This window comes from Arthrobacter sp. AG258 (assembly GCF_004364695.1).
Taxonomy (GTDB): Bacteria; Actinomycetota; Actinomycetes; order Actinomycetales; family Micrococcaceae; genus Arthrobacter.
In genome coordinates this window covers 209,501-232,794 of the sequence record NZ_SOBI01000005.1, presented here as the reverse complement: position 1 = coordinate 232,794, position 23,294 = coordinate 209,501, and the positions used below count along the sequence as shown (strand labels likewise).

The window sequence follows — 23,294 nt, the reverse complement described above, 5'->3', positions numbered from 1 at the left end:
GCGCTAAGCAACAAAAGTGCTGTACGTCACTTTGAAAGTCAAGGGTGTTACGGGGTGCGGAGTCGCTGCTCACCAGGCGAAGCGAGGGACCCGTTGCATAAAAAAATGACCCCCGGTCCAGCCGGGGGTCACCCATTTTCTTAGTGGCCGTGGTAGCCCATGTTGGCGCTGACCTTATGGCCTGCTTCCTTCAATGTATCCAGCAGGCCTGGAATCCGCTCCGGGTCGAAGCGGAATGCCGGCCCTGAAATACTGATGGCGCCAATCACGGTTCCCTGGTGGTTGCGCACGGGAACCGCAACGGCATTCAGGCCGATCTCGAACTCCTCGCGCACCACGGCATACCCGTCGGCCGCTGCTTTGAGCAACTGAGCGTCCAGTTCCTTGCGGCTGGTGATGGTCCGGGCGGTCCGGGCGGCCAGGCCGGTCTCCTTCAGGATGCGGTCCCGGTCGTCGGCCTCCAGCGCGGCCAGGAGGACCTTGCCGCTGGACGTGGCGTGCAGCGGCGTCAGGCTCCCCACCCAGTCGTGGGTGGCCAGCGTCGAGGGGCCCATGGCCTGGTCAACGTTAACGGCGTAATTCGAACGCAGCACCGCCAGGTTGACGGTCTCCTTGAACTCGTCCGCAAGGCTTTCCAGGACCGGCCTTGCCTCGTGGACCAGGCTCAGCCGCCCGGGAATGGAGCTGGCCAGCCGGAGGATCCCGAAGCCAAGCTGGTACTTGCCCCGTTCGCTGTTCTGGTGGACCATCTGGCGGGTCACGAGCGAACCCATCAGCCTCGAGACGGTGGACTTATGGATCCCCATTTCCTCGGCGATCTCGCTCACGCCCGCATGGCCGTCCCGGGCCAGGATCTCCAGCACGGTCAGGGCGCGCTCCACGGATTGCACCCCGCCGGACTGGCCGCCCTCGGCGTCGGTATCGGATTCCGGGTCTCTATTCGAAGCCATACCTCCAGATCCTATGCCGGAACTGTGACCGCCGTGACATTCGGTTTACCTGCTTGACACGTCGACCCTGACGTCCGCGCTAGCTCCCGCGGTACGTTGAGTAGGCAAACGGGCTCAGGAGCAGGGGGACGTGGTAGTGCTCAGGGCCGGTCACTTCGAAGACCAGGTCAACCTCGGGGAAGAAGGTGGCTGTCTGCAGCCCGGCGTAGTACTCTCCCGTGGCGAAGTTCAGTTTGTACTGCCCGGGTTCCAGCTGCTCGGGGCCCAGGTCCTTTGCCCGGCCGTCGGCGTCGGTGCTGGAGGCCGCCAGCTCGCGCCAGGTGCCGGCGTCGTTCTTTGAAAGGACGACGGCGACCCCCGCCGCCGGGCGTCCGGCGCCGGTGTCAAGGATGTGGGTGGTGACGTGGGAAACGCTCATTCGCTGATCAGTCCTTCAAGCCGCAGCACGGCAATCTCGCGCAGCTGCTGGGCCACGATGGTGTCTTCTTCTTCGGGGGAGTTGGCGAGCCGCCGGTTCAGTGCCTGCAGGATTTCCGGTGCGGTGCGTCCGGCGGCCCGGATCAGGAAGACCCGGCCGAATTTTTCCTCGTACTCCCGGTTCCCCCTGGCGAGGGCCTCTGCGGCCTCAGTATCTGCCGGGTCAACCCCGGCCTGCTCGGAACGGGACATGGACGCCTCGGTGCCGGCCGTCGTCGGGCGTTCCCCGATCCGCGGGTGGTGGGCCATGGCGGCTTCGACTTCGGCGGGAGTGAACGGCTTGGCTGCGTCCGCGGCGAACGCCAGGAGCCCGTCCCGGCTGGCGAACGGCCGGGCTGCAGCCACTGCCTCCACCCAGCGGGTGACGTCGATGCAGGGCCGGAGGGTGGCCTGGGCCGTGGCGGGCTCCGCGGTGTTGAATTCGGCAAGCTTCATGCTGGCGTATTCCTTGGTGGTCATGCTGGCATCCATGGTGACGGCTATGCGGATGCCGGTTGACCCGGCGCCGATCATCCGAGCGGCTTCCGCATCATGGAACTGTTATTTCAGCATACGTAATATCTAAGGGCAGGCCGGCGCCCGTGTCAAGAGCGTACATCAGCCATTTGGGCCAGCCGGTAGGATCGCGGAAGGGCCACGGGCCCACGCTGATGATACTGGGGGCACAAGGGAATTATGGACGGGGCGGCTATGCAAGTGCTGACCGATCAGGATGCAGGACGCGACGCGGGCCTGCGGGCCTACGGACTGCTGCCATTGGCAGCGGGGGACACGGCGGGCCTGATTGATGACGGGGCGCAGGAGGCGCTCGAGAACCTGGTCCGCCTCGCCGCCTCCCTGTGCGGGGTGCCCTACAGCGTGGTCAACATCATCACGTCCAGTGAACAGGTCCAGATTGCTGCGTATGGCATCGACCCCGGGGTCTGCGCCCGCGAGGATTCCATGTGCGCCGTGGTCTTCCTCGACCACAGCACCACGGTGGTCCGGGACGCTTCCCGGGATCCCCGGTTCGCCGCCAACCCGTTCGTCACCGGCCGCATCGCCGACGTCCGCTTCTACGCATCCGTGCCGTTGGAGACATCCTCGGGACTGGTCCTTGGGTCACTGTGCGTGTTCTCCGATGAGGCGAAACTCCCTGCTCCGGAGCAGATCGAACTGCTGGAGGTGTTGGCCCACCAGGTGGTCGAACTCCTGGAACTGCAGCACCGCACCCTCCAGCTCAACGACGCCCTGGCCGAACTGTGGCGCAGCAACGCTTTGCTCTCCGAATTCGCCGGCCGGGTCAGCCATGACCTTCGCACTCCACTGACCACCATCCTGGGATATGTGGAGCTGGCACAGGATGATCCCGGAATCACGCCGTCAGACCCATCCGCGGAATACCTGGACCTGATTGGCACCGGCGGCCGGCGCATGCTGGGCATGCTGGAAGAAGTGCTGTCCTATGCCAGGGTGGACGGCGAAATCCGCCCGGAACGGGTATCCCTGCTGGCCGTCACCGCCGAGGCCGCGCAGGACCTGGGGGTGGATCTGGGCTACGGCAGCGGCATCTCGTGCGAGGACGCGGAAATCTTCGCGGACCGGGCCCAGTTGCGGACGCTGGTGCAGAACCTGTTGGCGAATTCCTTGAACTATGGCCGCGCCGACCGTGCACTGCGAATAACCGTCGGCGCCAGCGAAGGACCCCAAGGCGCCACCCTTACCGTGGCCGACAACGGCAAGGGGATCCTGCCTGCGGACCGGGAACGGGCGGTCCAGCCGTTGGTCCGCCTGAACCGCCCCGGCGACGGGCCCGGGACCGGGCTGGGGCTGGCGACGTCCCGGCGCATCGCCCAGGCGCACGGCGGCGAACTCGCCATTGGTGACACACCAGGCGGTGGCGCGACGGTATCGGTGCTGTTCCCCGCCCGGCCGTAGCCGGCCCCGAACCTAGTCCTGGGAGGACGTCCGGGACAGCACCCACGTGTTGGTGCCGTCCTGGCGTTCAAACGTCACGGTGGTCACCAACGCTTCGATCAGCGCCAGGCCCCGCCCTGATTCGGCGTCCTCGTCCGGGGTGGAAGCCTCCATCGGACCGAACGGCGGCTTGGCGTAATAGGCACTGACGCGGGCCTGCAGCAGCGCGGGCTGCACGGTGGTTTCCACGCCCAGCTCCACGTCCCGTTCACCGGCGGGCTGGGCGTGCTGGACGATGTTGGACGCAGATTCGATGACCGCGGTGGTGAACGTCATCTGGTCCATGTCGTTGACGAATGGAACATCCAGCCACAGGCTGTCGAGGTCGTTGTGGACCGCTTCGATGGCATCCTCGGCGGCCGCCCCCCGGAAGCTGCGCGAGGCCAGGACCTCAGTCATTGCCGAACGCCTCTTCGGCCGTGGTGTACGCCGTGAGGACCTTGTCCATGCTGGTCAGCTTCAGGACCATGTTCACCTGCGGCTGCACCGCGGCGATCCGGAGGTCGCCGCCTGCCTGCCGTGCCGCCTTCAGGCACCCGATCAGCGCGCCAAGGCCCGAGGAGTCCATGAACGCGGTGTTTTCCAGGTTGACCACGATCCGGTTCGACCCACCGGCGATCACGTCGGTGACGAACTCGCGCAGCTTCGGGGCGGAGACCATGTTCAGCCGTCCGTCCGCTTTGACCTCCGCGTATGAGTCCTTGACCTCATAACTGAACTCCATCAGGATTCCTCTCTTGTTGCAGGTTCTGCGGCCGGTTCGTACCCCTTGTAGAGCACGGCGCGGACCAGGATGCTCATGACCACCAGGTCAAAGACCACCCAGATGACATTGACCAAGGTGCCCAGCGGTTCCGCCAGCCCGGTGGCCAGGCGGATGATGCCGACGACGGCGGCGACGGCCAGCAGGACGGACACCACGATCTGGGGCCGGATCAGGCTCCAGCTGGGTCCGCCGCTTTGGCGCGCCTTGGGGGTGACCGCAAACCCGAGGGGACGGCCGAACCATACGTTGCGCGCCGCCGTCGTGCATGCCTTGATCCACGTGGGGAACAAGGCAAGGCTGTACTGCTGGCCGCGCCAGGTGGGGATGCCACGGCCGGCCACCGCGAACAGCAGCTGGTTGACCACCATGAACGGGATGAACCGGATGAAGAAGTCCCAGCTCAGGCTGCTCACCGGCAGGATGCCCAGCAGCAGGTAGATGATGGGGGCGGCGAAGTAGATGACGGCTGCGAACCCGCTCAGGTACGTCCACATGGTGGCGAAGTACATCAGGCGCTGGCCCAGCTTCAGGCCCTTCTGCACCAGCGGGTTTTCACGGAGCAGCACCTGGATGGTTCCCTGCGCCCAGCGCAGCCGCTGGGTGAGCATGGTTTTCAGGTCCTCCGGAGCCAGGCCATAGGCCAGGATTTCGTGGTGGTAGACGCTCTCCCAGCCCATCGCGTGCATGCGCATGGCGGTGGCCATGTCCTCGGTCACGGAAATGGTGGCCAGCGGCATGACCGGCTGGGCCTCGCCGGTCCGCTCCACGGTCAGGGCGTCCAGCACGGCCTGGACAGATTCCAGCGCGCCCAGCGGCGACCAGTCGCGGGCGGACATGCGCTGGACAGCGTCGTCCGCCACCACGGGCACGCCGGACTCACCCACGTGCGCCAGCTCCATGGCGGCGATCTCTTCGAGGTCTGCCTGCAGCGCTGCGACGTCGGCCTGGACCAGGGTTTGCACCGCGGCGTCCACCCGGCGGCGTACCCGGTAGGTGACTTCGGCCAAGGGCTGGCCGGCGTCCACTTCCTGCTGGGCTTCCCGGGTGGCGGCCTCCACCTCGTCCAGCACCTCGGCCACCAACGGCGAGTCGATATCAGTGGACTTGCGGGCCTGCCGGATGGCTGCGCGCGATGCGGCCAGGGCGCGGCGGATGCTCTTTTCGGTTTCCTTGACGTAGCCCACCAAGCCCAGCTGCATCAGGGCTTCGCGGCGGAGGATCGCGTTGGAGCCGCAGAAGAACGCGGCGTTCCAGCCGTCCTTGCCTTGCTGGATGGGGCCGTAGAACAGGGGCGCCTGGCTGCCCAGGGGGTCGCTGGCCGGGACGTTGCTGAAGTACTGGGGAGTCTGGACCAGGGCCACGCGCCGGTTGTTGAAGTAGCCCAGGGTCTTTTCCAGGATGTCCGGTTCGGGGATCTGGTCCGCGTCCAGGATCAGCAGGAATTCGCCGTCGGTGACCATCAGCGCGTTGTTGAGGTTTCCTGCCTTGGCATGGCGGGGGAGGTCCTTGGTCCAGTCCTCGCTGCGGGTGACGTAGCCCAGGCCGTGCTGTTCGCACAGGGCCTTGAGCTCGGGCCGGGCGCCGTCGTCCAGGATCCAGGTGCTGTGCGGGTGGCGGATCTTCTGGGCCGCCAGCGCCGTGGTCAGGACCATGTCCAGGTCCTCGTTGTACGTGGTGATGAAGACGTCCACGGTGGCGTCATGGGGCGGTTCGGGGGCGCCCTTGCGGATCTTCAGGTTCCACACGGTCATCCCGAAGAGCATGACGTCGATGAGGCTGTAGGTTTCTGCGGCCACCAGCGGCAGCGCGATCCACCACGCGTCCCAGTTCAGGGAGGACATCCAGCGCCAGGCGATGTAGTTCAGGCCTGTCAGGACGGTGAGGACCACCACCAGGCGGGTCCAGAAACGGGTCATGCGGCCGCGTCCTCTGCGGGCAGCCGACGGACCACAACCACAGTGACGTCATCCTCCGCGGTGTCGGCCGGCGCCAGGGCCAGGATGGCGTTGCTGGCCTCATGCGCGGAGCCGGCGGACTGCGTGGCCGCCCGGACGGCGTCGGTGAAGTCCTCCACCGATGCGAAGACGTCCAGGACGCCGTCACTGACCACCACCAGGGTGTCCCCGGGGGCCAGCTCCAGTTCCGCATGCGGCCACTGTGTCCCGGGCCATGCGCCCACCGGTGGTCCGCCGGAAGGAAGGCGTGCCGCAGGCCCGACGGGCTGGACGTGCAGCGCCAGGCCGTGTCCGGCGTCGACGTAGCTGACCTTTCCGGAGGATGCGTCGAGCCGGGCATGGAACAGGGTCACGAATGAGTTGGAGGAATCCAGGTCCGTGGCGATCGCCTTGCTGGCGGAGGCGAAACCGGCGTCGAGGTCCTGCCGCTGGCCGGTGGAGCGCATGACGGCCCGGACGGTGGCCGCGATCAGGGCGGCGCCCATCCCCTTGCCCATGGCGTCCGCGAACGTCAGGTGGAGACCTTCGGGCGTCTGGTACCAGTCGTAAAAGTCGCCGCCCACGTTGCGCGAGGGGCGGAAGATGCCGGCCACGTCATAGCCGTCCATCCGGATGTCCTCCTTGGGCAGCAGGCTCTGCTGTACCTCGGTGGCGCGTTCCAGCTCGCCCCGGGCCGCGGATTCGGCGGCAGCGGAGGGCCGGCGCCGGAACAGTGCGTTGATGCGGGACTGCAGCTCCCGCGGGCTGAACGGCTTGCTGATGTATTCATCGGCGCCGTTGTCCAGGCCTGTCAGCTTGTCCAGTTCGTCGGCCCGTGCCGTGAGCATCACGATGAATGCGTCGGAGAATTCGCGCAGGAGTTTGCACACTTCCAGACCGTCGAGGTCGGGGAGGTTCAGGTCCAGGGTCACCAGATCGGGCTTGCGGAGGCGGACTTCTTCCACCCCCGGCAGGCCGGCTCCGGCGTGGGTGACATCGAAGCCCTGCTTCGCCAGGACACGGACCAGCAGGCCGCGAATGTCCGGGTCATCTTCGATGACCACCGCACGGCGGGATTCGGAGGGAGAGACCATAGCTCTACTTAACCGTATTAAGCCGCACAGGGCATGTCTTATGCTTCACAGTTTCCGGTGACTTGGCTGACAGGGCGGTTTCCGGTCCTTCCGCCCCAGCCGCGGGGCACCCAGCAGATCTTGCGGAAATCTTGGCACCTGCTTGCCGAGACGTTGAGGAAGCCCGCGCACACTCGAAGGAACGCAGCAGCTTCCGGGCATCAGGATACGACGACGACCGCGCGGAGACTGTACAGCTTGCGGAAGGCGGGGAAGCCCATGGAAGACGTCAGGAACAGAGGGGCGGACAAGGCCAGGGCCCTGATCCGGCTGTACTTCCACGCACGGAAAGTGCGGGCCGCGGCCAAGGACCTGGAGCAGGCGCTCGCCGAATCGCGGGAAGTTTCGAGCTGGCCCGGCGACCGCCTCCCCGTGGGGGAGGAGATGTCCCGGCACGTGGAGAAGCTGACCCGGCGGCTCAAGGTGGAGACCGAGGCCCACAGCAGGTTCGCGAATCTTTTAAAGACTGCGGGAAGCGGGCATTCCTTAGCGGCGCTGTAGGTGCCAGACTTAGCAGCAATCGATTGGCTGGGGATAGTCAGGAGATTGCAGTGGGCGTGTTGGCAGGCTGGGCGTACCTTTTGGCGGGACTCATGACCATGGACGCGCTGTTGTTGGCGTTGTGGGCCATGGAGGTTGACTGGGGGAAGTACTGGCGCCGCAAGTAGCACCTGCCACTTCCGGGTCCCGGGCCGGGAAGGTTCAGGGCAGCGCCAGCCTCATCAGGACACGAGGGAAGCCATTGAGCACCGAGTCCGTTTCCGCGGCCTTGGCGAACCCGGCGTCTTCGAAGAGTTTGCGGGTGCCCACGTAGGCCATGGTGAGGTCCACTTTGCTGCGGCCGTTGTCCACCGGATACCCCTCAATGGCCGGCGCCCCGTAGGAGCGGGCCATTTCCACCGCCCCGGCCAGGAGGACGTGCGAGATGCCCTTGCCGCGGTGTCCGGGACGGACTCGCAGGCACCACACGGACCAGGCGTCCAGTCCGTCCACGTGTGGAATTTTCCGGTTCCGGGCGAAGCTGGTGTCCGCACGGGGGTGGACCGCGGCCCATCCAACCACCTCGCCGCCGTCGTACGCCAGGACCCCCGGCGGCGGGTCCTGGGCCACCAATTCCTTAACCAGCGCGCCACGTTCCTCAGCGCGCAGCGCGACGTTCTGCTGGGACGGGATCCGGTAGCTCAGGCACCAGCAGACCGTCGCGTCAGGGCGCTTGGGCCCCACCATGGTCATGACGTCCTCGAAAACCGTTGCCGGGCGTACCTCGATGGCCATCCCGCCATCCTTCCACCGGCTGCCGGCCGCAGGCAACGCACCCGGGGAAGTGCCGTCCCGGGAACGCCGAACGCCCTTGCACCACGTGCAGGGGCGTTCGGGAAACAGCTGCGGGAAGCGGAGGCAGGTCTAGATGCCGAGGGCTTCCTTCAGGCGGGCGACGTGCCCGTCGGCCTGCACCTGGTATTGGGCCAGGGTGACCTTGCCTTCGGGGTCCACCACTACGGTGGAGCGGACGATTCCTTCGTGGATTTCGCCGTTGACCAGCTTCTCGCCCCAGGCTCCGTAGGCCAGGGCGACAGTGTGGTCGGGGTCTGAGAGCAGGGGGAAGGTCAGGGAGAAATCACCGGTGAAGCCGGCCAGGGCCTCCTGGGCGTCGGGGGAGACGCCGACAACCTCGTAGCCCTTGCCCTGCAGGGAGGACAGGCTGTCGCGGAAGTCGCAGGCCTCGGTGGTGCAGCCGGGAGTGGCGGCTTTGGGGTAGAAGTACACGATGACGTTCTTGCCACGGTAATCGGCCAACGAGGTCTCCCGGCCTTGGGCGTCCCGGAGGGTGAACTCAGGAGCCGGCGTGCCGGGCTGAAGCTTGGTGGTCAGGGTGGGGCTCATGGCGTTCCTTTGTAAGACTGGTCAGTGATGGCCAAACATCCAGTGAAGCGGTTTGCCGCTTGGTGATACAACTCCTGCGTCATATGCAGTATTCCGCCGGACCCCGAACGGTTGCGTGCGGACCGGGAACAAACTGGTAGCCGCCGCCGCGAACGGTGGCCACGGCATGGCGGGCATTGCCCAGTTTCCTGCGGATCCTCCCCACGTACACGTCGATGGACCGTGCAGTGGCGCCGGGAAACGCCAGGGACTCCAGGAACTGTTGCAGTTCCTCCCGGCCTACCGTGCGGGACAGGTGGGTCACCAGGTAGTGCAGCACCTTGTATTCGACGCCGGTGAGGGCCACCGGCGTCCCGTCCAGCAGGACGGCATCGGCCGCGAGGTCAACGGCCACCCGGCTGACGGGCCCGGCCGACGGCGGGAGCAGGGTGCCGTCGGCGTCCCCCGGCTGTGCCGGGCAGGGGTCCTCCGCCGCGGAGGGAGTGCGGGAGGAGTGGTTTGCGGCTCCCTCCGCGGCGGACGTGGGGGCTCCGGCGGCAGGCCAATGGACTTCCGCCTCCGGAGCAGTTTGCAAGGCTTTGGCGAGGACCATGCGGGCGGCGTGGCGCAGGAGTTCCGGGCTCGCGCCCTCAGCCGGAACCACCCACAGGGCCAGCCCGTAAGCGGTGGCCCGCCTGGCTGGAACCTGGTGCGCGGCCGCCGGCCGCGGATGATGGGCTTCCACTGCCATGGCCGGTCCTTATACGCCGCCGCGGCGGATCAGCTTGCCCGTGGGGGTCTGGCCGTCCACCACGGCGCCGCGGAGGAAGGTCTTGCGGACCACGCCGGACAGGGCCTTGCCGTCATAGGGAGTGATGGGGTTCTTGTGCTTGAGCTTGGAGACGTCCACCACGAAAGCCTCGTCCGGGGCGAAGACGGCGAAGTCGGCGTCGTAGCCAAGGGCCAGCTGGCCCTTGTTGCCGAGGCGGGCCAGGTTGGCGGGCTTTTCAGCCATCCAGGACACTACCTGCTCCAGCGGGATGCCGCGCTGCCGCGCCTCGGTCCAGATCAGGGACAGGCCCAGCTGCAGCGAGGAGACGCCGCCCCAGGCGACGGCGAAGTCGCCGTTCTCCAGGTCCTTCAGGTCCAGGGTGGAGGGGGAGTGGTCAGAGACGATGCAGTCGATGGTGCCGTCCTGCAGCCCCTCCCAGAGGAGCTCCCGGTTGGAGGCCTCCCGGATGGGCGGGCAGCACTTATAGGCGGTGGCGCCGTCCGGGATTTCCTCCGCCATCAGGGTCAGGTAGTGCGGGCACGTCTCCACGGTGAGCTTGACGCCGTCGCGCTTGGCGGAGGCGATCATGGGCAGTGCGTCCGACGACGACAGGTGCAGGATGTGTGCCCGGGCGCCCGTCCAGCGGGCCCGTTCGATGACTTCCGCGATGGCCTTGTTCTCGGCGCCGCGCGGGCGGGAGGCCAGGAAGGTGGAGTAGTGGTCGCCGCCGGGGTGCGGGGCACGGTCGATGGCGTGCGAGTCCTCGGCATGGACGATCATGAGCGAGTCGAAGGACTTGAGTTCGGCCATGTCCTCTTCCATCTCGTCCGCGTCCAGGTGCGGGAACTCGTCCACGCCGGAGTGCAGGAGGAAGCACTTGAAGCCGAAGACGCCCTCATCGTGCAGGGGGCGCAGGTCGGCCTTGTTGCCGGGGATGGCGCCACCCCAGAATCCGACGTCGATGAACGCCTGGTCCTCGGCCACCTCGCGCTTGAGCTTGAGGTTTTCCACCGTGGTGGTGGGCGGGACGGAGTTCAGCGGCATGTCGATGATGGTGGTCACCCCGCCGGCTGCCGCGGCCCGGGTGGCGGACGCGAAGCCCTCCCATTCGGTGCGGCCGGGCTCGTTGACGTGGACGTGCGTGTCCACCAGGCCCGGGAGCAGCGTTTCGTCATCAGCCAGTTCGATGACTTCGGCGCCGGCAAGGCCGTTGCCGAGCGGTTCGAGGGCCACGATCCTGCCGTTGCGGACGCCCACCTCGCGTGGGGCAATCCCGGCGGTGGTCAGGATGCGCCGGCCCCGGATGACGAGGTCAAAACGTTCTTCAGACACGGAGGTCCTCCTTGGTACTTGCGGTGGCAGGCCTGTTGGCCGCCAGCCCCGCACTGATTTGGGTGCCCAGCTGCTCCAGCAGCGGCCCTGCCTCTGCTATGCACCTGTTTACATCTGATTCGAGCGCCGTCAAAGCGTAAACATCGTCGAATCCTGCGGCCGACGCCTGCCCGTGGTCCAGGGTGGTCCGGCCGCAGACGGCGACGACCGGAACGCCTTGCGCCGCCGCGGCCCGGGCAACACCCATGGGGGTCTTGCCGAGCAGGCTTTGTTCGTCCAGGCTGCCCTCGCCGGTAATGACCAGGTCGGCGCCGGCCAGGCGGTCCGCCAGTTCCGTGAATTCGAGGACGACGTCGATGCCCGGCCGCCGCGTTGCGGCCAGGACGGCGATGGCGGCGTAGCCCACGCCGCCGGCCGCCCCGGCTCCGGGAGCCTCGGCGGCCTTGACGGCGCGGAATCCGATTTCCCTGGCCAGGACTTCGACAAACCTGGCCAGGGCGGCGTCGAGCATGCCGACGTCTTGTGGGGTGGCACCTTTTTGCGGGCCGAAGACCGCCGCGGCGCCCTGGGCGCCCAGCAGCGGGTTGTCGACGTCGGATGCCAGCACGAAGCGGGTGTCCACCAAGCGCGGTTCAAAGTGGGTGAAATCGATGCTGTGCAGGTTGGCGAGGGCTGCGCCGCCGGGTGGGAGTTCGTTGTTCCTGCTGTCCAGGAGACGGGCGCCGAGTCCCTGCATGAGTCCCGCGCCGCCGTCGGTATTCGCGCTGCCCCCAACGCCGAGTACGATGCGGCGGCAGCCGGCGTCCAATGCTGCCCGGATCAGCTGGCCGGTCCCCAGGGACGTCGCCGTGGTGGCTGCTGCCGCGTCCGGCCGGGCGCCCTTGCTGGTCCGCGGTACCAGGGCGAGCCCGGATGCGGTGGCCATCTCAATGACCGCTTCGTGCCCGCGGACGGCGAAGTCCGCTTCAACCGGCTGGCCGGTGGGACCGGTGACCGTTGCCGTCCGGCGGGTGAAGCCGGAGCCGACGGCGGCGTCGAGGGTGCCCTCGCCGCCGTCGGCCACCGGAATCCGGACGACGTCAAGGTTGCCGCCGGCTCCGCGCTGCAGGCCCTTTTCGAGGAACCTGCACACCTCCGGGGCGGACAGGGATCCCTTGAACTTGTCCGGGGCAATCACGATCCGCATGGTTACGCCTGCAGTGCCAGGATGGCGGTGGGGGCGTCAGCGGCGGACTCTGCCAGTTCCTCGAACTCGTTCACGGCGTTGATTTCCACGCCCATGGAGATGTTGGTGACCTTCTCGAGGATCACTTCCACCACCACGGGAACCTGGAACTCGCCCATCAAAGCCTTGGCCTTGTCGAAGGCGGCGGCGAGGTCGCTGGGATCCTCCACACGGACGGCCTTGCAGCCCAGGCCTTCGGCCACCTTCAGGTGGTCCACGCCGTAGCCGCGGGTGTCCTCGGACAGGTGCGCGCTGTTGATGTTCTCGAACGCCAGGGACACGTTCTGCTCCATGTTGAAGCCGCGCTGCGACTGCCGGATCAGGCCCAGGTAGGAGTTGTTCACCACCACGTGGATGTACGGGAGGTTGAACTGCGCGCCCACGGCCAGTTCCTCGATCATGAACTGGAAGTCGTAGTCGCCGGACAGGGCCACCACGGTCTGCTCCGGGTTGGAACGGGCGACGCCGAGGGCTGCCGGGGCGGTCCAGCCCAGGGGCCCTGCCTGGCCGGCGTTGATCCACTTGCGCGGGCCGAACACGTGCAGCATCTGCGCGCCGGCGATCTGCGAAAGCCCGATGGTGGATACGTAGACGGTGTCGCGGCCGAAAGACTTGTTCATCTCCTCGTACACGCGCTGCGGCTTGATGGGGATGTTCTCGAAGTGCGTCTTGCGGTGCAGGGAGGCCTTGCGGTCCTGGCACTCGGCAACCCAGGCGCTGTAGTCCGGCAGGGACCCGGCGGCCTTGCGCTCCTTGGCGAGCTCTACCAGCCCGGCCAGCGCCGCACCGGCGTCGGACGCGATGCCCAGGTCAGGGGAGAATACGCGGCCGATCTGGGTGGGTTCGATGTCGATGTGCACGAACGTGCGGCCGGCGGTGTAGGTTTCCAGGCCGCCGGTGTGGCGGTTGGCCCAGCGGTTGCCGATGCCGATCACGAAGTCGCTCTGCAGGTAGTTCTCGTTGCCGTAGCGGTGGCTGGTCTGCAGGCCCACCATGCCGGCCATCAGCTGGTGGTCATCCGGAATGGTGCCCCAGCCCATCAGGGTGGGGATGACCGGAATGTTGAGGGTTTCGGCCAGTTCCACCAGCTGCGCGGAGGCGCCGGCGTTGATGATGCCGCCGCCGGCCACGATCAGCGGGTGCTTGGCGGCGAGGAGCATGTCCAGGGCCTTTTCCAGCTGCTTGCGGGAGGCCTTCGGCTTCTCGACAGGCAGCGGCTCGTAGGTATCGATGTCGAACTCGATCTCGGCCATTTGCACGTCGATGGGCAAGTCCAGGAGAACCGGGCCGGGGCGGCCGGAGCGCATCAGCTGGAAGGCCTTCTGAAAGGCGCCCGGAACCTGGCCGGGCTCCAGGATGGTCATGGCCATCTTGGTGACGGGCTTGGCGATGGACTCGATGTCCACGGCCTGGAAGTCTTCCTTGTGCAGCTTGGCCACGGGTGCCTGGCCGGTGATGCAGAGCATGGGGATGGAGTCGGCCCAGGCGGCGTAGAGGCCGGTGACCATGTCGGTGCCGGCGGGGCCGGAGGTGCCGATGCAGATGCCGATGTTCCCGTCCTTGGCGCGGCTGAAGCCGTCGGCCATGTGGCTGGCGCCTTCGACGTGGCGGGCAAGGGTGTGGCGGATGCCGCCGTGGGCGCGCATGGCCGAGTAGAAGGGGTTGATGGCAGCGCCTGGCAGGCCGAACGCCTCGATGGCGCCTTCCTTTTCCAGGATGGCTACCGCTGCATCAACGGTACGCATCTTGCTCATGGGGTGCTCCTTGAAAGCTTGTGGTCGGGCCCGGTGGTTGAGCCTGTCGAAACCTGTTTTTGGGTGTGGTGGGGGGACCGCCGTCGTAATCCACGACGGCGGGCTCCCCGCTTAAGTGCTTGTTTCCGCGCTTTTTGTCCCGGCTGCGCGGGGAGTGGCTACTTCCGGCCGCTGAGCTGGAGGACCTGCTTGAAGAGTCCGGAGTGGTCCAGTGCGCCGTCGCCCTGGTTGACGGTGGCGGCGACGAGCTGGGCGGCGATGGCGCCGAGCGGGATGGCCACGTTGGCTTCACGGGCGGCGGAGGTGACGATGCCCAGGTCCTTGTGGTGCAGGGCCAGGCGGAAGCCGGGGTCGAAGTTGCGGTCCAGCATCTTCTGGCCCTTCTGCTCCAGGACCTTGGAGCCGGCCAGGCCGCCGCCGAGGACCTTGAGGGCGGCGTCGGTGTCCACGCCGTAGGCCTCGAGGAAGGCGATGGCTTCGCCGAGGACCTCGATGTTGACCGCGACGATCAGCTGGTTTGCAGCTTTGACGGTCTGGCCGGAGCCGGAGGGTCCCACGTGCACGATGGTCTTGCCGACGGCGTTCAGGACGTCCTGGGCGTCGTCGAAGTCTGCCTTGTCGCCGCCCACCATGATGGAGAGGACGGCGTCGATGGCGCCCTGTTCGCCGCCGGAGACCGGGGCGTCGAGGGGGCGGATGCCGGCTTCCTTGGCGTCTGCGGCGAGGCGGACGGCGACGTCGGGACGGATGCTGGAGGCGTCGATCCACAGGGCGCCCTGCTTGGCATTGGCGAAGACGCCGTCCTTGCCGCTGACCACACCTTCAACGTCGGGGGAGTCCGGCACCATGGTGATGACGACGTCGGCATCCTTGACGGCGTCCGCGATGCTCGAGGCGCCCGTGCCGCCCTCGGAGACCAGTTTGTCAATCTTGTCCTGGCTGCGGTTGAAACCGGTGACGGAGTGGCCGGCCTTGACCAGGTTGATGGCCATGGGCAGGCCCATGATTCCGAGTCCGATGACTGCGACGTTGCTCATGATGGTTCTCTTTCTGAAGTCTTGGGGGTCTTGCGTGTGTGCGGCGGTGGTTACCGGGCGACGTGTTCGCGGATGGCCCAGCTGAAGGCGGTTTCCTGTGGTTCCTTGTACTCGAGGCCGATGTACCCCTGGTATCCGAGTTCGCGGCTGCGGGCGATCCATTCCCCCAAGGGGAGGGTGCCGGTGCCCGGGGCGCCACGGCCGGGGTTGTCAGCGATTTGGATGTGGCCGAAGTCCTTGGCGTGCTTTTCGATGACGGATTCGACGTCGTCGCCGTTGACGGCCAGGTGGTAGAAGTCGGCGAGGAGCTTGATGTTCCCGGCGCCGGTCTCTTCCTTGACGCGGGAGATGACGTTGAGTGCGTCGTTGGCGGTGAGGAGCGGGTATTTGGGTGCGCCGCTGACCGGTTCGAGGAGGACGGTGCCACCGATGCGGGCGACCCCTTGGGCTGCCGCCGCCAGGTTCTTGACGGCGAGCTCGTCCTGCTCCTCAGGGGTGAATTCGTCCTGCCGGTTGCCATAGAGGGCGTTGAAGGCCTTGCAGCCCAGGCGTTCGCCGATGCCGGTGACGACGTCGATGTTGTCCTTGAACTCGGAGCAGCGTCCCTTCCAGGAAACCAGGCCGCGGTCACCGGCGGGCATGTTGCCGGCGTTGAAGTTCAGGCCGGTGAGCTGGACGCCGGCATCCGTGATGGCGTTCTCGAACTTCGTGATCTCGCTGTCGGCCGGGACGGAGGTTTCGAAGGGCCACCAGAATTCGACGGCGTCGAAGCCGGCTGCCTTGGCGGCCGCCGGGCGCTCGAGCAGGGGCAGCTCCGTAAGGAGGATGGAGCAGTTCACTGTGTACGTCATCGTAGGTCCTTCCGAGGAGGGGCTTTGATCTATCTTCCCTTGCTTCCCGGTCTTCACCGTTTCCGCTTTGTGGAATTTAGATTCTGCTTTATGAAAAGTGTAGGGATCCTGGGGTGGGGTAGTCAAGGGGCGCCATGGGCAGGACACTGGAGGGAGGTAAGCCCGCTCCTCAGGGATGGAGTCAATCGATCATGGCCGGTGCCCGCCTGCGCGTTTTGGCTTGGGTGGTCGCCCTGGCCGGATTCCTTACGGCCTGCACGCCGACGACGGGCCTTCCGGAGGCGGCTACGGAGCCTGTGTCAACGGCTGCACCATCCGGAACGGCGTCTGCCGGCCTGGCGGTGGCGGAGACCGGCGACGCCCTGACTCCGCCGCCTGCGCCCGCGACGGCATCGACGCCTGGTTCTTCACCGGCTGCCGAGCCGACCCCGGCTCCGCCCGCACCGGCTCCGCAGCCCTTCGCCCTGAACCTGTACCGGGAGGGTGACTTCGTTCCCCAGTACACCTTCGACTGGTGTGTTGCCGCGAGCATCCAGATGGCCCATAACCTCATCGACGACACCGGGGGAAGCGGCTGGGCTGACAGGGCGCAGCAAAGCGATTTGTGGGAAATGGCCCGCGCCCGCTCGTCCGACTCGTTCAATGGCGCCAACCCCTATGGCTGGGCGCAAGTGCTGACCGAATCGGGAATGGGTCCGTATCGGGTGGTCAGCATCCCGGACTATGGCGAGGCGCTCCGCACTGCCGCGCGCGCCATGGCCGAGACGGGAAGGCCGGTGGGGCTGGTCATGTGGAGTGGCCGCCATGCTTGGGTGATGAGCGGCTTTGAGTCGCTGGGCGACCCCCGGCAGTTCGCCGACTTCTCCGTCACGGGCATCCACGTCCTTGATCCCCTCTATCCCTACGGCAGCACGCAGTGGGGGCCATCGCCGGCGCCCAACAGCCTGCTCAGTCCCGAGCAGCTGGCGACGCAGTTCGTGATCCGCGAGCCGCGGCGCTGGAGCAGCGGACTGCCGGCCGGGCACCTCCTCGTGGTGCCGGTCGCTGCCTGACGGAGCTTCCATGTGGCGCGTCTCTGGTAGTTGACGCGCGCTGCAGCCGTCCTGCCAACGCGCGCCAAAACGATTCTTCTCGGCAGTGAGAACCACACTAAGTCCGGATCCCGAGCTGCGTCAATGGCCGAATTTCCAGCTGGTGTGACACTTGACACTCCACGGAATGGGGTCCTACAGTGTTGCCAAGTCGTTTTGGCAAAACGATTTTTCACCCCAAGCTCATTCTCACCATTCCGTTCGAGAGAAAGTGAGTCGACAGCGATGTCCACTCGTAAATTCATCAACAGGCTCGCCATCGGCGGCATCTGCACCGCTGTCGCCCTGGTCGCCTCCGGGTGCGGCGCAGGGGGCCCGGCCGCCACGTCGGGAAGTGCCGGCACCAACACGGTCAACGTCCTGGTCGAAGCCGGCGGCCACGCCGAGCTGACCGGCGTCGCCGAACAGTGCAAGAAGGAAGCCGGCGTCGACGTCAACTTCGTCGAACTGCCCTATGACGGCATGTTCAACCGGCTCTCCAGCGAATTTTCCTCCGGCAACGTTTCCTTCGACGTCGCCGCCCTGGACTCAGTCTGGCTCCCCAGCTTCAAGGACGCGGTCCAGCCCATCGACGAACTCTTTACCGATGAAGCCAAAAAGGATATCTTCCCGGCCTTGGTGAAGGAAGCCAACGTTGACGGCCACTTCATCGGCATGCCCGCCTGGACGAACGCCGAGATCATCCTTTACCGCAAGGATCTTTTCGAAGATGCCAAGAACAAGGCCGATTTCAAAGCGAAGTACGGTTACGACCTGGCGGCTCCCACCACCTGGAAGCAGTACCAGGACATTTCCGCGTTCTTCACCAAGGACGGCATGTTCGGTACGGACGTGAAGGGCGGCGTGGAAACCGAGTGGCTCGCCCACGTGCTGCAGGCCGGCTCGCCCATGGTGCTGGACGCTAACAACAAGGTGGTCATCGACAACGCCGCCCACAAGGAAGCCCTGGACTTCTACACCAGCCTGGTCAAGGACGCCCCGTCCGGGGCCGCCCAGGTGGACTGGGCTGCCGCGCAAAACCTGTTCAACCAGGGCAAGACCGCCATGACCCGGTTCTGGGCCCACGCCTACCGCCAGATCCCCAAGGACTCCCCGGTTGCAGGCAAGGTTGGCGCTGCCCCGATGATCGCCGGCTCGGCCGGCATCGGCGGCGTCCCCGGACCCTGGTACCTGACCGTCCCGAAGGCCACCAAGAACGTGGACGCCGCCAAGAAATTCGTGAAGTGCGCCTACGACTACAACGACAAAGGCATCGAATCCAACCTGGGCCTGGCCGCGCGCATCTCTGCCTTCGAGAAGTACCAGGACATGCCCGGCTACGAGAGCTTCAAGCCACTGATTGAAACCCTCAACGGCAAGGCCACTGCCACGCGACCTGCTACCGAGAAGTGGCAGCAGATCGTGGACACCGTTCTGGTTCCCATGCTTCAGAAGGCTGTTGCCGGTGGTGACTCCGCAACCCTCCTCGCCGATGCCAAGAAGCAGATCGAGGATCTCCTTAAGTAAGACCCCCGCGGCCGGCGCCTGAACTACCGGCGCCGGCCGCGGCCCCAACCAGCGGAAGAGAAAACCGTGCGTATCTCCGATCGCCGCTTCGCATTGTTCCTGATGACACCAGCGGCGCTGTTCCTGGCAGTTTTTGTTGCCTTCCCGCTGTTCCGCCTTGTCGCGGACAGCTTTTTCAAGATCTCCCCGATCGCCGGCGGCCCCCGCGAATTTGTGGGCCTGGACAACTACGTCCGGGCCTTCGCCTCCGAGGCCTTTACCGGCGCCGGATGGCGGACGCTGGCCTACACACTGGTTGTGGTCACGCTCGAATTCGCACTTGGCCTTGGCATGGCACTGCTCTTCACCATGCTGGGCAGGAGCTCCCAGATTTGGCGGACCGTATTCATGTATCCGCTCATGATCGCCCCGATCGTGGCCGGCCTGCTGTGGAAGTTCCTGATGATCGACAACTTCGGGCTCATTGGCACCCTCCTGCACCAAGCCGGCATCCTCTCCGACCCCAACCAGATCGGCTGGCTGTCGGACCCAAACATCGTGCTCTTTTCGGTGGCGATCCCGGACATCTGGCTCACCACGTCGTTCATGTGCCTGGTGCTCTTCGCCGGACTGCAAAACATTCCGGGGGACCTCATCGAGGCGGCCCGGCTGGACGGTGCCCGCGCCCCCGCGCTCCTGTTCCGGATCATCCTTCCCCTCCTCCGGCCGGTCATCGCCGTGGCTCTCGTGGTCCGGGGCATTGACGCTGCCCGGGCCTTCGACACCATCCTCATCCAGACCAACGGCGGCCCGCAGTCGGCCTCCGAGACCATGAGCCTGTTGATCTACCGCACCATGATCCGCTTTGGCGATCCGGGCCTGGCCAGTGCCATGGGCACCATCTACCTGCTGGCGATGCTCGCCGTCGCATTCTTCGCGGTGGCCACCATCTGGCGGCCCGGAAAGGACACCTGATGAGCACCGCAGAACGAACCACGTACGACGGCGGAACGCGGCACAAGGCGGCGCCGGCACCTTCGGCGCAGACCGGCACCGTCCAGCCCCGCAAACGGCGCGGCGTCAACCGGGAAGGACTGGAAGCCGGCAGGCGAGGGACCCGCACCCTGCTCTGGATCCTGCTCGCGGCGGCCATGGTGCTGTACGGCTTCCCCTTCCTGTATCTGCTGTTCACGTCGTTCAAGACCCCCATCGACACCATTGCGGTTCCACCCACGATCCTCCCCAGGGAGTGGACCCTGGAGAACTACGCCAATGCCCTGGGCCGGAACGGAGTCCCGGCCTCGTTCATCAACAGCATCCAGACCGCGGTGATCAGCACGCTGCTTTCCCTTGTGCTGGCGGTACCGGCGGCCTATGGCATCACCCGGTACAAGACCCTTAGCGGCCGGATCTTCATCATGGCCGCGCTGGTGACCCGGATGGTGCCCCCGGTGGCCATCGGCATCCCGCTGGCGTCCATGATGGCGTCAATGGGCCTTGCCGATACCCCCATCGCCCTGTCCATCGCGCACACCACCATCTCGCTGCCGCTCTCGATCTGGCTCATGTCCAGCTTCTTCGAGGCGGTGCCCAAAGACCTGGAAGAAGCTGCCACCGTGGATGGCTGCAGCAGGCTGGGCGCGTTGTGGCGGGTGGTGATCCCCGTGGTGTCCGGCGGTGTCGCCGTCACCGCGATCTTCGCCTTCCTGGCGTCCTGGAACGAGTTCCTTTTCGCCCTGTTGATGACGGCCATCCGTTCCCAGACAACGCCCGTGGTCATCGCGAACTTCCAGACCCAATTTGGCCTGGACTGGGGTTCCATGACGGCTTTGGCCGCCGTCTACTCCATCCCGGTCATCCTTTTGACCCTGCTGCTGCAGCGCAAGATCGTGGCGGGCATGACGCTCGGCGCCGTCAAGGGTTAGACCACCAGCAACGAGTAGCCTACTGGTAACCCCCAGGGGCATCACCAACCATAAGGACGTGGGACGCAGATGAGTAACAGGAACATCGGGATCAAGGACGTGGCCGTAGCCGCCGGCGTGTCCGTGACGACTGTTTCCCACGTCCTCAACGAGGTTTCCTATGCCCGGATCAGCCCCGAAACCAGGGACAAGGTCCGGTCCGCCGCCGAGCAGCTGGGTTATGGCCCCAACCGGCTTGCGCAGGCCCTCCGGACCCAGCGGACCGGGATGCTGGGGCTGGTGAGCGAGGATATCGCCACCACGCCCCACGCCGGCCGGATCATCCTGGGTGCCGATGAGGCCGCGAAGGCCCGGGGGTACAACCTCATGATCATCAACACCTCCGGTTCCGCCAGCCTCGAATCGAGGCAGGCCGATGTTGAGGCCCTCCTGGAGCGCCGGGTGGACGGGATCCTCTACGCCACCATGTACCACCGCACCGTGAAGCTGCCGGCGAACCTGGGCAGCGTGCCCTCCATCCTGGTTGACTCGGTGGCCACGGACGGCAACATCACAGCCGTGATTCCGGACGAAGAAGGTGGCGCACGCGCGGCTGTGGGTGCGCTCCTCGAGGCCGGCCACACGCGCGTGGGCTTCCTCAACAACACCGACGATGTCCCGGCGACACGGCAACGGCTCCACGCCTTCCGGGCCGCACTGGATGAGGCAGGGCTCGATGGCGGCACGGCGCCCGTGGAGGCGGCGGCCTCGGAGGTCCAGGGCGGTTACGAAGCGGCCCTGCGCATCCTGGCCCGCGACGACCGCCCCACCGGGCTCTTCTGCTACAACGACCGCATGGCGATGGGCGCCTACCGGGCCGCCGCGGAGCTGGGACTTTCCATCCCGTCCGACCTCTCCGTGGTGGGCTTTGATGACCAGGAACTCATCGCCGCGAACCTGCACCCGGGCCTCAGCACCGTCGCACTGCCCCATTACGAGATGGGCGCCTGGGCAACCGAACACCTGATTGACGCCGTCGAGGGGAAGACGGACCTTTCCCTTATGGCACTGCATCCGACCATCCTGGGCTGCCCGCTGGTACGCCGCGATTCCATCGCGGCCCCACGCCACTGAGCAGCCAGCCCTTCCACTTCCCGGAGGACCGCACCAACATGTCCACCTTCCTTGATGCCGCACGCCCGGAAACACCGGCCGGAACCGCCAGGTTTCGTCCAGCCATCCATTTCACGGCGAGGGACACTTGGCTGAACGATCCCAACGGCCTGGTGTTCCACGACGGCAAGTACCACCTCTTCTTCCAGAACAATCCGTTCGGCAACGTCTGGGGCAACATGTCCTGGGGCCACGCCACCTCTACCGACCTGCTGCACTGGACTGAACACCCGGTTGCCATCGCCTGCGACGACGAGGAGGACATTTTCTCCGGCAGCGTCGTGGTGGACGACGGCAACACGGCCGGCTTTGGCTCTGCGGAGCAGCCCGCACTCGTGGCCATCTACACCAGTGCCTTCAAAGCCGCCTCAGAATTGAACGGCACGCAGGCCCAGTCCCTTGCGTACAGCACCGACGGCGGCATGACGTGGCAGAAATACGACGGAAACCCTGTCCTCACCAGGAATTCGGCGAACTTCAGGGATCCCAAGGTGTTCCGCTACCAAGGGGACCAGGGCTCGTACTGGGTCATGGTCGCGGTCGAAGCGCATCACCAGCAGGTGGTCTTCTACCGTTCGGACGACCTCAAGTCGTGGGATTTCCTGAGCGATTTCGGCCCGGCCAACGCCGACGCCGGTGACTGGGAGTGCCCCGATCTCTTTCCCCTCGCTGTGGACGGGGATCCGGGCAACACCAAATGGGTCCTGATCGTCAACGTCAACCCCGGCGCAGTGGCAGGGGGGTCCGGCGGCCAGTACTTCGTGGGCCAGTTCGACGGCGCCCGGTTCGTTCCGGACGCAGGTTCCCTCGTGGCTCCGGCCGGGCTGCGTACCGTCCCGGACCCTTCGGAGGCTGCGGCGGCGCTGCGGGAATGCCTCTGGCTTGACTGGGGACGCGACTGCTACGCCTCTGTCTCCTTCAGCAACGCCCCGGACGGCCGCCGCATCGTCATCGGCTGGATGAACAACTGGGATTACGCCAACGAACTGCCCACCGCACCCTGGCGGTCGTCCATGACCCTGGCCCGCGAATTGCGGCTCGCCACGGTCACCGGCTCCGCCCGCCTGGTCCAGCAACCAGTCCTGGCAGGGCGAGGCCAGGAGGGAAGGCTCCCGCGTGCCACAGAGCTGACGGACGCGGGATTGCGTGAGCTGAACGCCGCAGGCCTGCGGCTGCCGGACGCAATCCCCGGCGCCGCCCAGATCATCGAGGCCGAGCTTGCCCCTGGCGGTGCTGACCGGATCGAGGTTCGGATCTTCTGCAGCAGCGACCGGACGACGGGCGCCGTCCTGAGCTACGACACAGCCAGCGCCCGGCTCAGCCTTGACCGCCGGCACTCAGGCGACACCGGCTTCCATGCCAAGTTCGCCTCGGTCGAATCAGCCCCGCTGGTCCTGGAAGACGGTGTCCTCAAGCTGCAGATCGTCGTCGACCACTGCTCCGTGGAGGTCTTTGCACAGGGGGGCAAGGTGGTGATGACCGACCTCGTCTTCCCTGGCGCCGGGCACCTGCAGACCTGGCTCTCGGCCGACGGGGGCCAGGCAACCGTGCTGCACCTCGCGGTTTCATCACTTACCTAAGGAAGGGTCCA

23 protein-coding genes are annotated in these 23,294 nt (G+C 66.3%); 8 read left to right on the top strand and 15 right to left on the bottom strand.

The window, feature by feature from the left end; all coding sequences use genetic code 11:
* Nucleotides 1–140 precede the first annotated feature (140 nt).
* The 3 genes from DFO47_RS12590 to uraD form a co-directional block, all read right to left on the bottom strand.
* The gene (locus tag DFO47_RS12590) at nucleotides 141–950 is read right to left on the bottom strand and encodes an IclR family transcriptional regulator (RefSeq protein WP_133831847.1); all 810 of its coding nucleotides are present in this window, start codon (nucleotides 948–950) and stop codon (nucleotides 141–143) included.
* 79 nt (nucleotides 951–1,029) lie between these two features.
* Nucleotides 1,030–1,368 (bottom strand): hydroxyisourate hydrolase, encoded by a 339-nt coding sequence (gene uraH / locus DFO47_RS12585; RefSeq protein WP_018760849.1) that lies wholly within the window; start codon nucleotides 1,366–1,368, stop codon nucleotides 1,030–1,032.
* Nucleotides 1,365–1,862 carry a 2-oxo-4-hydroxy-4-carboxy-5-ureidoimidazoline decarboxylase gene (gene uraD / locus DFO47_RS12580; RefSeq protein WP_133831968.1) on the bottom strand — a complete coding sequence of 166 codons (498 nt, stop codon included), beginning with the start codon at nucleotides 1,860–1,862 and terminating at the stop codon, nucleotides 1,365–1,367. Before uraD ends, uraH begins: the two co-directional genes overlap by 4 nt.
* A gap of 255 nt (nucleotides 1,863–2,117) precedes the next feature.
* Here uraD and DFO47_RS12575 point away from each other — a divergent pair, with 255 nt between their 5' ends.
* The gene (locus DFO47_RS12575; RefSeq protein WP_133831846.1) at nucleotides 2,118–3,344 is read left to right on the top strand and encodes a GAF domain-containing sensor histidine kinase; all 1,227 of its coding nucleotides are present in this window, start codon (nucleotides 2,118–2,120) and stop codon (nucleotides 3,342–3,344) included.
* A gap of 12 nt (nucleotides 3,345–3,356) precedes the next feature.
* Here DFO47_RS12575 and DFO47_RS12570 read toward each other — a convergent pair whose 3' ends face one another.
* The 4 genes from DFO47_RS12570 to DFO47_RS12555 are packed head-to-tail and all read right to left on the bottom strand — an operon-like array spanning nucleotide 3,357 to nucleotide 7,177.
* Nucleotides 3,357–3,782: an ATP-binding protein gene (locus DFO47_RS12570; RefSeq protein ID WP_018760852.1), complete on the bottom strand. Its 426-nt coding sequence runs from the start codon at nucleotides 3,780–3,782 to the stop codon at nucleotides 3,357–3,359.
* Nucleotides 3,775–4,107 carry an STAS domain-containing protein gene (locus DFO47_RS12565; protein WP_018760853.1) on the bottom strand — a complete coding sequence of 111 codons (333 nt, stop codon included), beginning with the start codon at nucleotides 4,105–4,107 and terminating at the stop codon, nucleotides 3,775–3,777. The genes DFO47_RS12570 and DFO47_RS12565 overlap by 8 nt, the downstream gene beginning before the upstream one ends.
* A complete protein-coding gene (locus DFO47_RS12560) occupies nucleotides 4,107–6,065 on the bottom strand; it encodes a glycosyltransferase (protein WP_109045601.1) in 1,959 nt (652 codons plus the stop codon). Before DFO47_RS12560 ends, DFO47_RS12565 begins: the two co-directional genes overlap by 1 nt.
* Entirely contained in the window at nucleotides 6,062–7,177 is a 1,116-nt protein-coding gene (locus DFO47_RS12555; protein ID WP_018760855.1) for a SpoIIE family protein phosphatase, read from the bottom strand. The genes DFO47_RS12560 and DFO47_RS12555 overlap by 4 nt, the downstream gene beginning before the upstream one ends.
* 258 nt (nucleotides 7,178–7,435) lie before the next feature.
* Here DFO47_RS12555 and DFO47_RS12550 point away from each other — a divergent pair, with 258 nt between their 5' ends.
* A complete protein-coding gene (locus tag DFO47_RS12550) occupies nucleotides 7,436–7,717 on the top strand; it encodes a hypothetical protein (RefSeq protein WP_240617774.1) in 282 nt (93 codons plus the stop codon).
* 201 nt (nucleotides 7,718–7,918) lie between these two features.
* On the opposite strand, the gene DFO47_RS12545 is transcribed toward DFO47_RS12550, so the two are convergent.
* The 8 genes from DFO47_RS12545 to DFO47_RS12510 all read right to left on the bottom strand — a co-directional run bounded on the left by DFO47_RS12545 (nucleotide 7,919) and on the right by DFO47_RS12510 (nucleotide 16,050).
* On the bottom strand, nucleotides 7,919–8,491 hold the full coding sequence (locus DFO47_RS12545) for a GNAT family N-acetyltransferase (protein ID WP_133831845.1): 573 nt from the start codon (nucleotides 8,489–8,491) through the stop codon (nucleotides 7,919–7,921).
* 129 nt (nucleotides 8,492–8,620) lie between these two features.
* Entirely contained in the window at nucleotides 8,621–9,100 is a 480-nt protein-coding gene (gene bcp / locus DFO47_RS12540; RefSeq protein WP_018760859.1) for a thioredoxin-dependent thiol peroxidase, read from the bottom strand.
* A 79-nt stretch (nucleotides 9,101–9,179) separates the two neighbouring features.
* Nucleotides 9,180–9,830, bottom strand: a complete 651-nt coding sequence (locus tag DFO47_RS12535) for a winged helix-turn-helix domain-containing protein (protein WP_133831844.1) — start codon at nucleotides 9,828–9,830, stop codon at nucleotides 9,180–9,182.
* Between the two features lie 9 nt (nucleotides 9,831–9,839).
* Nucleotides 9,840–11,183 carry an allantoinase AllB gene (gene allB / locus DFO47_RS12530; protein ID WP_109045606.1) on the bottom strand — a complete coding sequence of 448 codons (1,344 nt, stop codon included), beginning with the start codon at nucleotides 11,181–11,183 and terminating at the stop codon, nucleotides 9,840–9,842.
* Nucleotides 11,176–12,369: a glycerate kinase gene (locus tag DFO47_RS12525; protein WP_133831843.1), complete on the bottom strand. Its 1,194-nt coding sequence runs from the start codon at nucleotides 12,367–12,369 to the stop codon at nucleotides 11,176–11,178. Before DFO47_RS12525 ends, allB begins: the two co-directional genes overlap by 8 nt.
* Before the next feature lie 2 nt (nucleotides 12,370–12,371).
* Nucleotides 12,372–14,162 (bottom strand): glyoxylate carboligase, encoded by a 1,791-nt coding sequence (gene gcl, locus DFO47_RS12520; protein ID WP_133831842.1) that lies wholly within the window; start codon nucleotides 14,160–14,162, stop codon nucleotides 12,372–12,374.
* Nucleotides 14,163–14,320: 158 nt separating this feature from the next.
* Nucleotides 14,321–15,199: a 2-hydroxy-3-oxopropionate reductase gene (locus DFO47_RS12515; RefSeq protein ID WP_018760864.1), complete on the bottom strand. Its 879-nt coding sequence runs from the start codon at nucleotides 15,197–15,199 to the stop codon at nucleotides 14,321–14,323.
* A gap of 50 nt (nucleotides 15,200–15,249) precedes the next feature.
* Nucleotides 15,250–16,050 carry a TIM barrel protein gene (locus DFO47_RS12510; protein ID WP_109045609.1) on the bottom strand — a complete coding sequence of 267 codons (801 nt, stop codon included), beginning with the start codon at nucleotides 16,048–16,050 and terminating at the stop codon, nucleotides 15,250–15,252.
* 191 nt (nucleotides 16,051–16,241) lie between these two features.
* Between DFO47_RS12510 and DFO47_RS12505 the strand changes: the two genes are divergently transcribed.
* From DFO47_RS12505 to DFO47_RS12480, 6 genes are all read left to right on the top strand, one after another.
* Nucleotides 16,242–17,102, top strand: coding sequence for a hypothetical protein (locus DFO47_RS12505; protein ID WP_133831841.1), 861 nt, complete (start codon nucleotides 16,242–16,244; stop codon nucleotides 17,100–17,102).
* Between the two features lie 264 nt (nucleotides 17,103–17,366).
* Entirely contained in the window at nucleotides 17,367–18,647 is a 1,281-nt protein-coding gene (locus tag DFO47_RS12500) for a sugar ABC transporter substrate-binding protein (RefSeq protein WP_133831840.1), read from the top strand.
* Nucleotides 18,648–18,713: 66 nt separating this feature from the next.
* Nucleotides 18,714–19,601, top strand: a complete 888-nt coding sequence (locus DFO47_RS12495; protein ID WP_109045611.1) for a sugar ABC transporter permease — start codon at nucleotides 18,714–18,716, stop codon at nucleotides 19,599–19,601.
* Nucleotides 19,601–20,551: a carbohydrate ABC transporter permease gene (locus tag DFO47_RS12490; protein WP_018760868.1), complete on the top strand. Its 951-nt coding sequence runs from the start codon at nucleotides 19,601–19,603 to the stop codon at nucleotides 20,549–20,551. Before DFO47_RS12495 ends, DFO47_RS12490 begins: the two co-directional genes overlap by 1 nt.
* 69 nt (nucleotides 20,552–20,620) lie before the next feature.
* Nucleotides 20,621–21,664: a LacI family DNA-binding transcriptional regulator gene (locus tag DFO47_RS12485; protein ID WP_018760869.1), complete on the top strand. Its 1,044-nt coding sequence runs from the start codon at nucleotides 20,621–20,623 to the stop codon at nucleotides 21,662–21,664.
* Between the two features lie 38 nt (nucleotides 21,665–21,702).
* A complete protein-coding gene (locus DFO47_RS12480; RefSeq protein WP_133831839.1) occupies nucleotides 21,703–23,283 on the top strand; it encodes a glycoside hydrolase family 32 protein in 1,581 nt (526 codons plus the stop codon).
* Nucleotides 23,284–23,294: the final 11 nt, after the last annotated feature.